Below are 14,922 nucleotides of genomic sequence, written 5' to 3'. Positions count from 1 at the left end.
CGACGGATGGACCTTCTCGCGCGGATGCCCCCGAGCGCGGACGCGAACGCGCATGCCAGCGCGGACGAGATCTACGATGCATTCGTCGACTGGGCGTCCGAGCGCGGCCTCGGCCTCTACCCGGCGCAGGACGAGGCGATAATCGAACTCGTCTCGGGCGCGCACGTGATCCTGTCGACGCCCACGGGCACGGGCAAATCGCTCGTCGCGGTCGCGGCTCACGCGGCATGCCTTGCTCGTGGCGGACGCACGTATTACACCGCGCCGATCAAGGCGCTCGTGAGTGAGAAATTCTTCGCGCTCGTCGAGATCTTCGGCGCGTCCAACGTGGGCATGGTGACGGGGGACTCGTCGGTCAATCCGGATGCTCCGATCATCTGCTGCACGGCCGAGATCCTCGCAAACCTCGCGTTACGCCAGGGCGCCGACGCATCCGTCGACCAGGTCGTGATGGACGAGTTCCACTACTACGGTGATCCCGACCGCGGGTGGGCCTGGCAAGTGCCGCTGCTGCTGCTCCCCCGCGCGCAGTTCCTGCTGATGTCCGCCACGCTCGGCGACGTGACGCCGATCGCCGAGGACCTCGAGCGCCGCACGGGGCGGCCGGTCGCGCTGGTGACAGGTGTCGAGCGGCCGGTACCGCTGCACTTCTCGTACTCGAAGGACCAGATCCACGAGGCCGTCGAAGAGCTGCTCGAGACGAAGCAGGCGCCGATCTACGTCGTCCACTTCTCGCAGGCCGCGGCGATGGAGCGGGCGCAGGCGCTCTCGAGCGTCAAGATCGTCTCGCGCGCCCAGCGCGACGAGATCGCCGACGCGATAGGCGGATTCCGCTTCACGACGGGCTTCGGCAAGACCCTCTCGCGTCTCGTGCGCGCGGGGATCGGCGTGCACCACGCCGGCATGCTGCCGCGCTACCGCCGGCTCGTCGAGACCCTGGCCCAGCGCGGGCTGCTGCGGGTCATCTGCGGCACCGACACCTTGGGCGTCGGAATCAACGTCCCGATCCGGACGGTGCTGATCACGGCGCTGTCGAAGTACGACGGGCAGCGGATGCGTCAGCTCAGCGCCCGCGAATTCCACCAGATCGCCGGCCGTGCCGGCCGCGCGGGGTACGACACCGCCGGGACGGTCGTCGTGATGGCGCCCGAGCACGAGATCGAAAACGAGGCGGCTCTGCGCAAGGCCGCGGCCAAGCAGGCGCAGAACCCCTCGTCCAAAGCGAAGAACATCGTCCGCAAGAAGGCGCCGCAGGGGTTCGTGTCGTGGGGCGAGGCCTCGTTCGACAAGCTCGTCGTGGCCGAACCCGAGCCTCTCGCGCCGCAGATGCAGCTCACGGCCGCGATGCTCATCAACGTCATCGCGCGCGGGGGCGACGTCTTCGCCAACGTCCGATCGCTCGTCTTCGACAACCACGAGCCTTTCGCGCGGCGATTCGCGCTCGCCCGGCGGGCGCTGGCGATCTTCCGCACGCTCCGCCAGGCGGGCATCGTCGAGCTGGCGCCGGGTGGCAGCATCCGTCTGACCGTCGACCTGCAGCCCAACTTCGCGCTCAACCAGCCGCTCTCGCCGTTCGCGCTCGCCGCGATCGAGCTGCTGGACCGGGACGACGGTCCGGGCGCCGCGGGCACGGGCCACTACGCGCTCGATGTGCTGAGCGTCATCGAGGCGACGCTCGACGACCCGCGACCCGTTCTGTCGCAGCAGCAGTTCCGCGCGCGCGGCGAGGCGGTCGCCGCGATGAAACGCGAGGGCATGGAGTACGACGACCGCATGGCGGCCCTCGAGGAGGTCACCCACCCGCAGCCCCTGGCCGAACTGCTCGCCCAGGCGTACGAGGTGTTCGCGTCGAGCCAGCCGTGGATCCGCGACTTCGAGCTCTCGCCCAAGTCCGTCGTCCGCGACATGTACGAGCGCGCGCTCTCGTTCGGCGAGTTCGTCTCGCTCTATCAACTCGGTCGCAGCGAGGGCCTCGTCTTGCGCTACCTCAGCGATGCCTACCGTGCGATCCGGCAGACCGTCCCGATCGAGGCGCAGACCGACGACCTGCTCGACGTCGTGGCGTGGCTCGGCGAACTCGTCCGCCAGGTCGACTCGAGCCTCGTCGACGAGTGGGAGAGCCTGATCAACCCGGTGACGGACCCGTCCGCGCCCGTCGTGCCCCCGCCGCCGCCCTCGCTCGTGCGCAACCGGCGCGCTTTCACGGTGCTCGTGCGCAACGAGCTCTTTCGGCGCATCCGGCTCGCCGCCCTGCAGCACGACGACGAGCTCGTCGAACTGCGCATCCGGCTCGCCGCCCTGCAGCACGACGACGAGCTCGTCGAACTCGATCCCGACGCCGGATGGCCCGAGGCGCTCGATGCGTACTTCGATGAGCACGACGAGATCCTCACGGGTGGGCCGGCACGCTCGCCCGGCCTCGTCACGATCGACGATACGGATGCCGCGGACGGAATATGGCGTGTCGAGCAGACCGTGGACGACCCTGACGGGAACCACGACTGGCGCATCCGCGCGACGGTGGACCTCGAGGCATCCGACGAGGAGGGCGCCGCGGTGCTTCACGTCGACGAGGTCCTCCGCCTCTGACTTCGAGCCCCCCGAGCCCTTCGCCTCGGTGCCCCGACGTGTCACTCGCTGAGCCCGGTGTCCGCGCAGGACGCTGATGTCCCACATCCCTGGTTGTTGTCCCACTTTCCCCGGTTGTTGTCCCACTTCTCCTCGGTGTGGGCGCCTGATAGTGCTGGAAAGTGGGACATCCCCCGGGCTGGGGAGAACGTCGGCCTCAGCGTCGGGGGCGCTCGTTACACTCGACAGGTGCCCCCCGCCCCCGCTGACCCGACCGCCGCGGGAGACGCGTGGGCCGGTGCGTGGGACGAACCACCACCGGATGACTGGGCCCCCGAACCCGACGACTGGGTGCCGCCGCCCGACACGGGCGCACCCCCGCCCGACTGGGCCGCCTCGACGCCGCTCGCCACCGGCTCCAACCGCCCGGCCGCAGCGACGACCGATCCTCCGCGAGAGCGCCGCGCTGCCGCATCCGGGTACACCACTCCGCTCGACGCCCTCCGCACCGTGTACGGCTACGACGCCTTCCGCGGCGATCAGGCCGAGGTCATCCAGCACGTCGTCGCGGGCGGGGACGCGATCGTCCTGATGCCCACGGGCGCCGGCAAGAGCGTCTGCTACCAGGTGCCGGCGCTCGTGCGTGAGGGCACAGGGCTCGTCGTCTCGCCCCTCATCGCGCTCATGCACGACCAGGTCGATGCTCTCCGTGCCAACGGTGTCCGGGCCGCGTACCTCAACTCGACGCAGGCGCCCGACGAGCGCGCCCAGGTCGAGCGGGCCTACCTCGCGGGCGAGCTGGACATGCTCTATGTCGCGCCCGAGCGCCTCAACACCTCATCCACCGCGCGCCTCCTCGAGGGCGGCAAGCTCAGCGTCATCGCGATCGACGAGGCGCACTGCGTCTCGCAGTGGGGGCACGACTTCCGGCCCGACTACCTCGGGCTCGGCGACCTGGCCGAGCGTTTTCCCGGTGTTCCCCGCCTCGCGCTGACCGCGACGGCAACTCCGGCCACGCACGCCGAGATCGGCGAGCGGCTGCGTCTGCCCGAGGCTCGGCACTTCGTCGCGAGCTTCGACCGTCCGAACATCCAGTACCGCGTCGAACCCAAGGTCGAGCCGCGCAAGCAGTTGCTGGCGTTCATCCGTTCGCAGCCCGAGGGTGCTGCCGGGATCGTCTACGCCCTCAGCAGGAAGAGTGTCGACCAGACCGCGGCATACCTTCGCACGCAGGGAATCAATGCGCTGCCGTATCACGCGGGTCTCGATGCCTCGACGCGCGCGACACACCAATCGCGCTTCCTTCGCGAAGACGGCGTCGTCATGGTCGCCACGATCGCCTTCGGGATGGGGATCGACAAGCCCGATGTGCGCTTCGTCGCCCACGTCGACCTGCCGAAGTCCGTCGAGGGCTACTACCAGGAGACGGGGCGTGCGGGCCGCGATGGCGAGCCATCCGTCGCCTGGATGGTCTACGGCCTCGGTGACGTGGTGCAGCAGCGCCGCATGATCGACCAGAGCCCCGGCGACCGGTCGTACAAGACGCGGCTGGGTCAGCACCTCGACGCGATGCTGGCACTCTGCGAGACGGTCGGATGCCGTAGGCAGAACCTGCTCGGATATTTCGGTGAGGCATCCGGTCCGTGCGGCAACTGCGACACGTGTCTGACGCCCCCGGAGACCTGGGACGGGCTGGTCGCCGCGCAGAAGCTGCTGTCGACCATCGTTCGCCTGCAGCGCGAGCGGGGTCAGGCGTTCGGCGCGGGCCATCTCGTCGACATCCTCCGCGGGGCGTCGACAGACCGCATTCGTCAGCAGGGACACGACAAGCTCTCCACCTACGGCCTCGGGTCCGAACTCAGTGACCAGGACTGGCGGAGCGTCATCCGGCAGCTCTTGGCTCGCGGAATCCTGGTGGCGCAGGGCGAGTACGGCACCCTGGCTCTCGGCGAACCGGCCGGCGCGGTGCTGCGCGGCGAAGCTCCCGTTCCCTTGCGTCGCGATGTGCTCGGGCGGACGGGAGGCGGCGGTGGCGCCTCGCGCTCGCGTCGTGCGGCGGCTTCGGCTGACGTGGATGCCGCGGACCAGCCGCTGTTCGAGGCGCTTCGGGCGTGGCGCGCCGAGACCGCGCGCGAGCTGGGCATGCCGGCGTACATCGTTTTCGGTGACGCGACCCTGCGCGCCCTCGCGGAGCACCGCCCCTCGTCTGCGGCGGAACTCGACGGCATCACGGGCATCGGCGCCAAGAAGCGCGAGGCGTACGGCGAGGCCGTGCTCGCGGTGATCGCCTCCGCCTGACCACGTGTGTGGGGAGCCGATGACCACCCGGCGCACAGGGCGTACCTCTCGTCCGCTCGCGTTATGCGCGTCCCACCCCTTCGTCGAGCACCCGCTCGTCGAGCACCCCTCGTCGACCACCCGCTCGTCTTGGGGCGTCAGAATCACCGCGGGGCGTGGGGTCCGGCGCCCCGCGGTGATTCCCACGCCCCAAGTGCGGGGAAGCGGGGACTCGCGGGTCGTCCCAAGGCGCGGAGCGGAGCCCAGGGTCGCCCCGAGTGCGGGGAGTGGCATCCGTGGGTCGCCCGGAGGCGGGGAGTGGAGCCCGGGGTCGCCCCGAGTGTGGGCCGCGGAGCCCGCCCGTCGCCCACTTGTGTGGGGAGGCGACAATCGGCCCGCGGACGTGGCCGCGCACTTGGGGCGTCAGAATCACCGCGGGGCGTGGGATCCGGCGCCCCGCGGTAATTCCCACGCCCCAAGTGCGGGGGAAGCGGGACTCGCGCGTCCCCCCGAGTGCGGGGAGTGGCATCCACGGGTCGCCCGGAGGTGGAGCGCGGAGCCCGCCCGTCGCCCACTTGTGTGGGGAGGCGACAATCGGCCGGCGGGACGGGGCCGCGCGCTCTTGGTGCTTACGTACAGCCTTGTTGGGTCATCGTTGTCGCAGTCCTACGATAACGACAGACCTCAAGTTTTCCCTGTCGAGAGGACAGTCATGGCTGACACCGCCGTTCGCTCCCCCAAGCCCTCGAGCGACAAGCGCACCCCCGCGGGTGGTGCGGCTCACGCGCCCAACAGCGCCGCCGAGGCGTCCGATCCGCGCATCGATATCGAGCATGTGACAGACCTGCTGCTCGGCACGTGGGCCGACACCCGCCGCGTCGCGCGCGAGATGACGAAGAATCCCGAACTCTGGCGTGACGACTCACTCGCGATGGACGAGCACCGCGCGCGGGTGCTCGGGCAGTTGCATCTGCTCGTCGAGCAGGGCGGCGTGCACCGCGCCTTCCCGAAGGCGTACGGCGGCGAAGAGAACAACGGATCGAACATCGCGGGCTTCGAAGAACTCGTCACGGCCGATCCGAGCCTGCAGATCAAGGCGGGCGTCCAATGGGGCCTGTTCGGTTCGGCGGTGCTGCAACTCGGCACGAAAGAGCACCACGACAAGTGGCTGCCCGGCATCATGAGCCTCGAGATCCCCGGCGCCTTCGCGATGACGGAAACGGGTCACGGATCGGATGTCGCGGCCATCGGTACGACAGCGACGTACGACCCCGAGACCGAGGAGTTCGTCATCCAGACGCCGTTCCGCGGCGCGTGGAAGGACTACCTCGGCAACGCCGCGCTGCACGGCATCGCGGCAACGGTGTTCGCGCAACTCATCACGAACGGCGTCAACCATGGCGTGCACTGCTTCTACGTTCCGCTCCGCGACGAGAACGGCGCCTTCCTGCCGGGCATCGGGGGCGAGGACGACGGCCTCAAGGGCGGGCTGAACGGCATCGACAACGGTCGCCTGCACTTCGACGGCGTGCGCGTGCCCCGCACCAATCTGCTCAACAAGTACGGCGACGTCGCCGCGGATGGCACCTACTCGAGCGACATCTCCAGCCCCGGGCGCCGTTTCTTCACGATGCTCGGCACCCTCGTCCAGGGGCGCGTCTCGCTCGACGGCTCCGCGATGTGGGCCTCGGCTCTCGGTCTGAACATCGCGATCACGTACGCCACGCAGCGTCGCCAGTTCGACTCCGGTACGGGCTCGGAAGAGGTCGTGCTGATGGACTACGGCCGGCACCAGCGTCGCCTGCTCCCGCGTCTGGCGACGACCTACGCGGGCCTCTTCGCGCACGACGAGTTCCTGCAGAAGTTCGACGCCGTCTTCAGCGGTGTGGCCGACACCGACGCCGACCGCGAGGATCTCGAAACCCTCGCGGCGGCGCTCAAGCCGCTGTCGACGTGGCACGCCCTCGACACGCTGCAGGAGGCGCGCGAGGCATGCGGGGGCAACGGTTTCCTGTTCGAGAACCGCCTGGTGGGCCTGCGCGCCGACCTCGACATCTTCGCCACGTTCGAGGGTGACAACAACGTGCTGCTGCAGCTCGTCGGCAAGCGCCTGCTGACCGACTACGGGCGCCAGTTCAAGGACAAGGATGCGCGGGCCCTCGCTGCCTTCGCCGTCGGGCAGACCGCGGGCAAGGTCTTCCACGGTGCGGGTCTTCGTCAGCTCGGTCAGGCCGTCACGGACTTCGGCTCGACGGCACGAGCTGTCGAGCGAGGCCTGCGCGCCGACCAGCAGCACGAGCTGCTCGCCGGACGCGTGCAGCAGATGGTGGCAGACATCGCCGGACGCCTGCGCCCCGCCGCGAAGCTGCCGCGCGACGAAGCCGCGGCACTCTTCAACGCCAACCAGTCCGAGCTGATCGAGGCGGCCCGCGCTCATGGCGAACTGCTGCAGTGGGAGGCGTTCACGGATGCCCTGGCGCGCGTGACGGACGACGGAAGCCGTCAGGTGCTGACGTGGCTGCGCGATCTCTTCGGCCTCAGCGTGATCGAGAAGCACCTGGCTTGGTACCTGATCAACGGACGTCTCTCGACGCAGCGTGCCGGGGCGGTGTCGAGCTACATCGACCGCCTGTGCGTGCGGCTGCGGCCCCATGCACTCGACCTCGTCGAAGCCTTCGGGTTCGCTCCCGAGCACGTGCGCGCGCCGATCGCGACGGGCGCCGAGAAGGTCCGACAGGACGAGGCGCGGGCGTACTACGCGAATCTCGAGGCATCCGGATCGGCTCCCGTGCCCGAGAAGAAGGCGACGACTCCCGCGCGCGCCTGAGTCTTTATCGCATGCCGAAGACCGGGCGCAACCCATCGCGCCCGGTCTTCGGCATGCGTATGGTCGTGCGCGGCACGCCGTTCGGCGGTGCCGAGAATCGGCGAAAGCAGGCACCCCAATGAGCATCGGATTCGGCATCTTCCTCTTCGCGGTCGGCGCGATCTGCGCCTTCGCGCTCAACGTCGACCTGGGCTGGATCGACATCAAGACCGTGGGTTACATCCTGATGGGCGCGGGCGTGATCATCACGATCATCGGCATCGCGCTGCTGGCACGCCGTCGTAGCGTCGCCTCGACCACCCGAAGCGGTGTCGACCCGGTCTCGGGTGAGCGCATCACGCGCAGCGAGACCAGCGCCCCCGAAGACCCCCGGGTCTGAGCACCGAGCACACCGCGGACACATGGCGACCGCGGAGTGCGGCACACTGGACCCCGAGCAAGGGGGGCACAGATGGTCGATCGGTCGGCAGGGCACATCGCGGACGCGCACGAGGTCATTCGGGTCATCGGCGCGCGCGAGAACAATCTGAAGGACGTCTCCCTCGAGATTCCGAAGAGGCGATTGACGGTCTTCACGGGGGTGAGCGGGTCGGGCAAGTCATCGCTCGTCTTCGGCACGATCGCCGCCGAATCGCAGCGGCTGATCAACGAGACGTACTCGACGTTCATCCAGCAGTTCATGGCCGCGCCCGACCGTCCCGATGTCGACGCGCTCGAGAATCTCTCGCCCGCGATCCTCGTCGACCAGGAGCGGATGGGCGCGAACGCCCGCTCCACGGTCGGCACCGCGACGGACGCGCACGCGATGCTGCGGATGCTCTTCAGCCGTCTCGGAGTGCCGCACATCGGCTCGCCGCAGGCCTTCTCGTTCAACGTTCCGTCGGTGAGCGGCTCGGGCGTGATCAAGAAGGACGACGGCACCCGTGAGGCGCGATCGTTCACGGTGACGGGAGGGATGTGTCCGCGCTGCGAGGGGCTCGGCGAGGCGAGCGACATCGACCTGGACGAGCTGTTCGACGCCGACAAGTCCCTCGTCGAGGGTGCCCTCACCATCCCCGGATACAGCGTGGACGGCTGGATGGTTCGCATCTTCACCGAGTCGGGCTTTCTCGACCCGGACAAGAAGATCCGCGACTACACCGAGCAGGAGCGCCAGGACTTCCTCTACAAAGAGCCCGTCAAGGTCAAGATGCGCGACTTCAACATGACCTATGAGGGCCTCGTACCCAAGGTCACGAAGAGCTTCCTGCAGAAGGACCGGGACGCGCTGCAGCCGCACATCCGGGCATTCGTCGACCGGGCGGTCAAGTTCACGGCCTGTCCCGCGTGTGACGGAACACGGCTGAGCGAGGCCGCTCGGTCGTCGAAGATCGGCGGGGTGAGCATCGCGGATGCCGCGGCCATGCAGATCACGGACCTCGCCGCCTGGCTGCGCACCGTCGACGATCCCGAGGTCGCGCCGCTTCTCGCGGGGCTCCGGCACCTGGTCGACTCGTTCGTCGAGATCGGGCTCGGGTACCTCTCGCTCGACCGCTCGAGCGGCACGCTCTCGGGCGGCGAGGCGCAGCGCACCAAGATGATCCGCCACCTCGGCTCGAGTCTGACCGACATCACCTACGTGTTCGACGAGCCGACCGCGGGCCTGCACCCGCACGACATCGAGCGCATGAACGATCTGCTGCTGCGCCTGCGCGATAAGGGCAACACGGTGCTCGTCGTCGAGCACAAGCCCGAGGTGATCGCGATCGCCGACCACGTCGTGGACCTCGGTCCGGGCGCCGGGCGGAGCGGGGGCCGGATCACCTACACCGGGGATGTCCCGGGCCTGCGTGCCTCGGACACGCTGACGGGCCGTCACCTGGACCACCGCGCCCGCCTCAAATCGTCGGTGCGCGCATCGAAGAGCGCCCTGCAGATCCGCGGGGCGACGCAGCACAACCTGCAGAACGTGGATGTGGATGTCCCGCTCGGCATCCTGACCGTCGTGACCGGGGTCGCGGGGTCGGGCAAGTCGTCGCTGATCCACGGGCACCTGCCCTCGTTCGATGACGTGGTCGTCGTCGATCAGGCCCCGATCCGCGGCTCGCGTCGGAGCAACCCGGCCACGTACACGGGCGTGCTCGACGGCATCCGCTCGGCCTTCGCGAAGGCGAACGGCGTCAAGCCCGCCCTGTTCAGCGCCAACTCGGCCGGCGCCTGCCCCGTCTGCAAGGGCCTCGGCATCATCATCACCGAGCTCGGGTTCGCATCGACGGTCGAGACCGTCTGCGAGGTGTGCGAGGGCAAGGGCTTCTCGGACGAGGTGCTCGAGTACCGCCTGAACGGCAAGAACATCCACGAGGTCATGTCGATGTCGGCGGCCGAGGCATCCGAGTTCTTCGCGTCGGGGCCCGCACACACGACGCTCGCCCGGATGGTCGACGTGGGGTTGGCGTACATCACGCTCGGGCAGCGCCTGAACACCCTCTCGGGCGGCGAGCGGCAGCGCCTCAAGCTCGCGATCAGCATGGCCAAGAAGGGCGCGGTGTACGTGCTCGACGAGCCGACGACCGGCCTCCACCTGGCCGACGTCGACAACCTGCTCGGCCTGCTCGATCGTCTCGTCGACGCCGGCAACTCGGTCATCGTGATCGAGCATCACCAGGCCGTCATGGCGCACGCGGACTGGATCATCGACATGGGCCCGGGCGCGGGGCGCGACGGCGGCCGGGTCGTCTTCGAGGGCTCACCGGCCGATCTCGTCGAGTCCGGCGACACGCTGACCGCCCAGCACCTGCGGGCGTACGTCGCGGACTGATGTCTCGGGCCGGCACCGACCGGGGTCGGCCGCGGTCAGCGTCCCGTGTCGAACAGGTGCCGACCGCCGTGGCTGAGGACCTTCACGACGACACCGCGGGCGTGCAACTCGCTGACGGCGCGTGTCTCTTCGTCGATGTCGCGCCCGAGGGCGTGCACATTCGCGACGACGAGCACATCGCCGTGCTGCAGCGTCGCGAAGAAACGAGCGAGTCGGTCCGACCAACCCTCGAGGATCTCGGGTGCGGGGTGGCGGAACCCCGCGATCGGGACCCCGAACCGGGTGAGCTCGTCGCGCTGCTCCGTGACCGAGGGCATTCCCTCCCGCGCGACGACGAGCCCGACGAGCCGGGCGCCGGCGGGCCGAGCGAGCCACCAGTCGCGGTCGCGCTGGAGCTCTGTGAAGCACTTCGGGCATTCCGCGGCGAGATGCGGAAGATTCAGGGGAGCCGTGGCATCCGAGCCGTCGGCCGAGGGCGCGTGCGAGAGACTGTCGCCGACACTGTCGATCGTTTCGCTCATGGGTGCTCCCTGCTTACCGTCCCCGCATGATCAATTGTGCACGAGCACGAGCCCGCTATTCGTCACCCTCATCGAGTCGCATCCGGATGCTGAGTTCGTCGGCGTCGAGGGCCTCCAGCGAGCGGCGCAGCGCCGCGGTGCTGTACGTTCCGTCGCGCCTGAGCTCCAACAGGCGCTCACGCATGGCGCGGATGATCTCGAGTCTGAGCTCGCTCATCTCCACTGCGTGCGCGCTGGACTCGTCTTCGGTCGGCTGCAGGATGCGTGCTCTCACCCGAGAGACGACGTCGGTGTCGAAGGGCGTTCCGCTCGCGCGGCGCAGATCCGCCGAAGCCAGCGCCTGCGCGGCGGCCGTGCGGAGTTCGTCCTCGAGGCCGTCACGTTCCTCATCCGAGGGCCCCCCGCCGGTGCCCGCCAGCCCGAGCCGGCGAGCGAGCCACCCCAGCGTCGAGCCCTGGATCAACAGGGTCCCCGCGGCGACGAAGAACGCCACGAGCAGGAGGGTCGCGCGGCTGTCGGTGTCGCGCGGCAGCGTCTGCGCTGCGGCGACGGTCACGGCGCCACGCATGCCGGCCCAGACGATCAGGGAGCCGTGACGCCAGCCCAGGGGGGACGCCTCGTAGTAATCGAGGTCCGCGCGCGCCCGTGTCATGCGCGTGCGGAAGATGTTCATCCGGCGTGGATTCTTCACGCCCCGCGCGTTGATGCCGCGCGATCCATGGCCCGGCGGGGCATCGGATGCCGCGGCATCCGTGACCTCCTTGTCCCAATCGTCGAAGCGCCCGCGTACCGACGAGATCCGGCGTGCCCGCCGGCTCTGCGCCCAGACGAGGGGCGCGACGTAGACGATGCGGACGGCGAGCACCACGAGGATCGCAACCGACGCGAGGGTCATCGCGTGCCAGACGCCCTCGTGCTTCTGCTCGCTCTCGACGACGAGCCCGTACAACTCGAGCCCCATGATGAGGAAGACGGCGCCCTCGAGCACGAGCTCGACCGTCCTCCAGTTGAGGGTGTCCGACATGCGCTGTTCGGCCGAGAACCAGCGCGCGGATCCCTGGCCCGTCACGATCCCCGCCACGACCGCCGCGACGAGTCCCGAGCCACCGAAGTGCTCGGCGGGAACGTAGGCGAGGAAGGGGATGGTGAAGCTCAGCGCGGTGTTCGCGGTGGGGCTGGCGACCCAGGCGCGAACGCGCAGGTTGACGAACCCGACCACGGCCCCGACGAGGACGGCCCAGAACACGGCCCACCCGAAGTCCAGCACGCTGTCGAAGACCGAAAAGGATCCCGTCACGGCGGCGAGGGCCGAGCTGAGCAGCACCAGCGCCGTCGCGTCGTTGAGCAGGCTCTCGCCCTCGAGCACCGTCACGATGCGCGGCGATATCCCGAGCTTGCGCACGATCGAGGTCGCCACCGCGTCCGTGGGGCTGAGGATGGCCCCGAGGGCCACCGCGAGCGCGAACCCGAGCCCGGGCACCAGGAGGGCGAAGACGCCGCCCAGCACGAGCGACGAGATCAGAACGAGTCCGACCGAGAGCCCGCCGATCAGCCCGAAATCGCGCCGGAACTCCACCGCGGGCAGTGATACCGCCGCCGAGTAGAGCAGCGGGGGCAGGATGCCCGCCAGGATCCACTCGGGCTCCACTTCGAACTCGGGGACGAAGGGCAGAAAGCTGACGACGATGCCCAGCGCGACCAGCGCGAGGGGTCCTGCGACGCCGACGCGCGGTGCGAGGGCCGTCACGAGCGCTATCGCGACGATGCCGCCGGCGACCAGCAGGATCAGATCCATGGCGTTCTACAGGGCCCCGAGGCTGCGAACCGCGTCGCGCTCGGCCTCGAGTTCGGCCACCGAGTGGAACAGCCGGGCTCGCGCACGCTCGTCGAGCGCGAGACCCTCGACGACGTGCCACGACCCCTCCGCGGCCGTCACGGGAAACGAGCAGACGAGTCCCTCGGGCACGTCGTACTCGCCGCGCGAGACGAGGGCGGCGGATGTCCAGCCCGCGGTCGTCCCGTTGACCCAGTCGCCGACGTGCCGGATCGCCGCGTTGGCCGCGCTCGCGACCGACGACGAGCCGCGCACCTCGATGATCTCGGCCCCGCGTCGCGCGACCCGGGGGATGAAGACGTCGTCGAGCCAGGCCCGTGCCGCCTCGGCGGCGCCCAGGCGTTCGGCGAGGGCGTCGATGACCGGGCGTCCGGACACGGTGGCATGCGAGACATCCGGGAACTGCGTCGCCGAATGATTGCCCCAGATCGTGACGTCGCGGAGAGCCGAAGCGGGAACGTCCAACGCCGCGGCCAGCTGTCCGAGTGCGCGATCGTGGTCGAGGCGGGTCAACGCCGTGAATCTTTCCGGCGGGATGTCGCCGGCCGACGAGGCCGCGATCAGAGTGTTCGTGTTCGCGGGGTTGCCGACCACGACGACCCGCACGTCGTCCGCCGCTCCCTCACCGATCGCCGCGCCCTGGGGGCCGAAGATGCCCGCGTTCGCAGCGAGCAGGTCGCCGCGTTCCATACCCGGGCCCCGGGGGCGTGCGCCGACCAGCATCGCGATATTGCAGCCGTCGAACGCCCGACCCGGGTCATCCGTCACCTCCACGTCGCGCAGCAATGGGAACGCGCAGTCCTGCAGTTCGAGCGCCGCCCCCTCGGCCGAGCGAACGCCGGCCGGGATCTCGAGCAGGCGCAACCGCACGGGGCGGTCACCACCCAGCATGTCGCCGGCGGCGATGCGGAACAGCAGGGCGTAGCCGATCTGCCCACCCGCGCCGGTGATCGTGACGGTCGTCGCGTGATCCATGCGATAGAGCCTAGAGGTCGGTGTCGATCGACCACGGGAGGGCGTCTCGGTGTTCGGCGGGGGACGCGATAGCGTGGCCGAATGGTGTCCACCCCCGACGAGAGCTCCGCGGCGCACGCCTCGCCGCATCCCGTCTCGTCGCCCCTGTACCCGCCGATCGAACCCTACGAATCCGGCGAGCTGCTGGTGGGGGACGGCCAGCGCATCTACTGGGAGTGCAGCGGCAATCCGGAGGGCAAGCCCGTCGTGTTCCTGCACGGCGGACCGGGCGCGGGAACATCGCCCTGGCACCGCCGGCTGTTCGACCCCGAGAAGTACCGCATCGTGCTGTTCGATCAGCGCGGCTGCGGGCGCAGCACGCCGCACGCGAGCGACCCCGGCGAGGACCTCCGCTACAACACGACCTGGCACCTAGTCGCCGACATCGAACTGCTGCGCAAGAACCTCGGCATCGCGCGCTGGCAGGTCTTCGGGGGCTCGTGGGGGAGTGCCCTGGCGCTCGCGTACGCGCAGACGCATCCGGCTGTCGTGACCGAGATCATCCTGCGCGGCGTCTTCACCTTGCGTCGCCACGAGCTGGAGTGGTTCTACGAGGGCGGCGCCTCGGCGATCTTCCCGGACCTGTGGGAGGAGTTCATCGCGCCGATCCCGGTGCTGGAGCGCTCGCGCATGATCGATGCCTACCACCGGCGCTTGACCGACCCCGACCCGAACGTGCACGTGCCGGCCGCCATCGCGTGGAGTCGCTGGGAGGCATCCACCCTCACCCTGCGGCCCGACGCGGCACTCGTCGAGCAGATGACCCAGCCCGCGGCCGCCACGGCCTTCGCGCGCATCGAGAACCACTACTTCGTGCACGGCGGCTGGTTCCGCGAGGGACAGCTGATCGAGGATGTCGGGATCCTCCGCGACATCCCCGCCGTGATCGTGCAGGGTCGCTACGACATCTGCACTCCCGCGATGACGGCGTGGGACCTGCGCCGGGCCTGGCCCGAGGCGCACTTCGTGCTCGTCGCCGACGCCGGTCACTCGGCGACGGAACCCGCCATCCAATCCGCGCTCGTTTCCGCGACGGACCGCTTCGCTTCACGCTGACCGGATATCCTCCTCTCCTCCGCCCCGA

9 protein-coding genes are annotated in these 14,922 nt (G+C 69.5%); 6 read left to right on the top strand and 3 right to left on the bottom strand.

Features of this window, described 5'->3' with window-relative positions:
* The first annotated feature begins 6 nt into the window (after positions 1-6).
* From C2868_RS12290 to C2868_RS12270, 5 genes are all read left to right on the top strand, one after another.
* The gene (locus C2868_RS12290) at positions 7-2,589 is read left to right on the top strand and encodes an RNA helicase (RefSeq protein ID WP_100812390.1); all 2,583 of its coding nucleotides are present in this window, start codon (positions 7-9) and stop codon (positions 2,587-2,589) included.
* Positions 2,590-2,817: 228 nt separating this feature from the next.
* Positions 2,818-4,866, top strand: a complete 2,049-nt coding sequence (gene recQ / locus C2868_RS12285) for a DNA helicase RecQ (RefSeq protein WP_232711348.1) — start codon at positions 2,818-2,820, stop codon at positions 4,864-4,866.
* Positions 4,867-5,557: 691 nt separating this feature from the next.
* Positions 5,558-7,672 (top strand): acyl-CoA dehydrogenase, encoded by a 2,115-nt coding sequence (locus tag C2868_RS12280; protein WP_100812389.1) that lies wholly within the window; start codon positions 5,558-5,560, stop codon positions 7,670-7,672.
* A gap of 118 nt (positions 7,673-7,790) precedes the next feature.
* Positions 7,791-8,051 carry a DUF6458 family protein gene (locus C2868_RS12275; protein ID WP_100812388.1) on the top strand — a complete coding sequence of 87 codons (261 nt, stop codon included), beginning with the start codon at positions 7,791-7,793 and terminating at the stop codon, positions 8,049-8,051.
* 72 nt (positions 8,052-8,123) lie between these two features.
* Positions 8,124-10,469 (top strand): excinuclease ABC subunit UvrA, encoded by a 2,346-nt coding sequence (locus tag C2868_RS12270; RefSeq protein ID WP_100812387.1) that lies wholly within the window; start codon positions 8,124-8,126, stop codon positions 10,467-10,469.
* Between the two features lie 35 nt (positions 10,470-10,504).
* On the opposite strand, the gene C2868_RS12265 is transcribed toward C2868_RS12270, so the two are convergent.
* Genes C2868_RS12265 through C2868_RS12255 form a run of 3 tightly spaced genes read right to left on the bottom strand, consistent with a single transcriptional unit; the run spans position 10,505 to position 13,799 of the window.
* Positions 10,505-10,990, bottom strand: a complete 486-nt coding sequence (locus C2868_RS12265; RefSeq protein ID WP_146048066.1) for a recombinase family protein — start codon at positions 10,988-10,990, stop codon at positions 10,505-10,507.
* A gap of 55 nt (positions 10,991-11,045) precedes the next feature.
* Positions 11,046-12,785: a sodium:proton antiporter gene (locus C2868_RS12260; RefSeq protein WP_100812386.1), complete on the bottom strand. Its 1,740-nt coding sequence runs from the start codon at positions 12,783-12,785 to the stop codon at positions 11,046-11,048.
* A gap of 6 nt (positions 12,786-12,791) precedes the next feature.
* On the bottom strand, positions 12,792-13,799 hold the full coding sequence (locus tag C2868_RS12255) for a malate dehydrogenase (protein ID WP_100812385.1): 1,008 nt from the start codon (positions 13,797-13,799) through the stop codon (positions 12,792-12,794).
* Between the two features lie 81 nt (positions 13,800-13,880).
* Between C2868_RS12255 and pip the strand changes: the two genes are divergently transcribed.
* On the top strand, positions 13,881-14,894 hold the full coding sequence (gene pip / locus C2868_RS12250; RefSeq protein ID WP_100812384.1) for a prolyl aminopeptidase: 1,014 nt from the start codon (positions 13,881-13,883) through the stop codon (positions 14,892-14,894).
* Positions 14,895-14,922: the final 28 nt, after the last annotated feature.

Origin of the sequence: Microbacterium sp. CJ77 (assembly GCF_002911615.1) — a bacterium.
In the GTDB taxonomy this organism is placed as follows: domain Bacteria; phylum Actinomycetota; class Actinomycetes; order Actinomycetales; family Microbacteriaceae; genus Microbacterium.
This window is presented reverse-complemented; position numbering and strand designations above follow the sequence as displayed.

Excerpts from the sequence above, each read along its gene's own strand:
- C2868_RS12290 (WP_100812390.1), top strand. The coding sequence starts at position 7 with ATGGACCTTCTCGCGCGGATGCCCCCGAGCGCGGACGCGAACGCGCAT.
- C2868_RS12280 (WP_100812389.1), top strand. The coding sequence starts at position 5,558 with ATGGCTGACACCGCCGTTCGCTCCCCCAAGCCCTCGAGCGACAAGCGC.
- C2868_RS12275 (WP_100812388.1), top strand. The coding sequence starts at position 7,791 with ATGAGCATCGGATTCGGCATCTTCCTCTTCGCGGTCGGCGCGATCTGC.
- C2868_RS12270 (WP_100812387.1), top strand. The coding sequence starts at position 8,124 with ATGGTCGATCGGTCGGCAGGGCACATCGCGGACGCGCACGAGGTCATT.
- C2868_RS12265 (WP_146048066.1), bottom strand. The coding sequence starts at position 10,990 with ATGAGCGAAACGATCGACAGTGTCGGCGACAGTCTCTCGCACGCGCCC.
- C2868_RS12260 (WP_100812386.1), bottom strand. The coding sequence starts at position 12,785 with ATGGATCTGATCCTGCTGGTCGCCGGCGGCATCGTCGCGATAGCGCTC.
- C2868_RS12255 (WP_100812385.1), bottom strand. The coding sequence starts at position 13,799 with ATGGATCACGCGACGACCGTCACGATCACCGGCGCGGGTGGGCAGATC.
- pip (WP_100812384.1), top strand. The coding sequence starts at position 13,881 with ATGGTGTCCACCCCCGACGAGAGCTCCGCGGCGCACGCCTCGCCGCAT.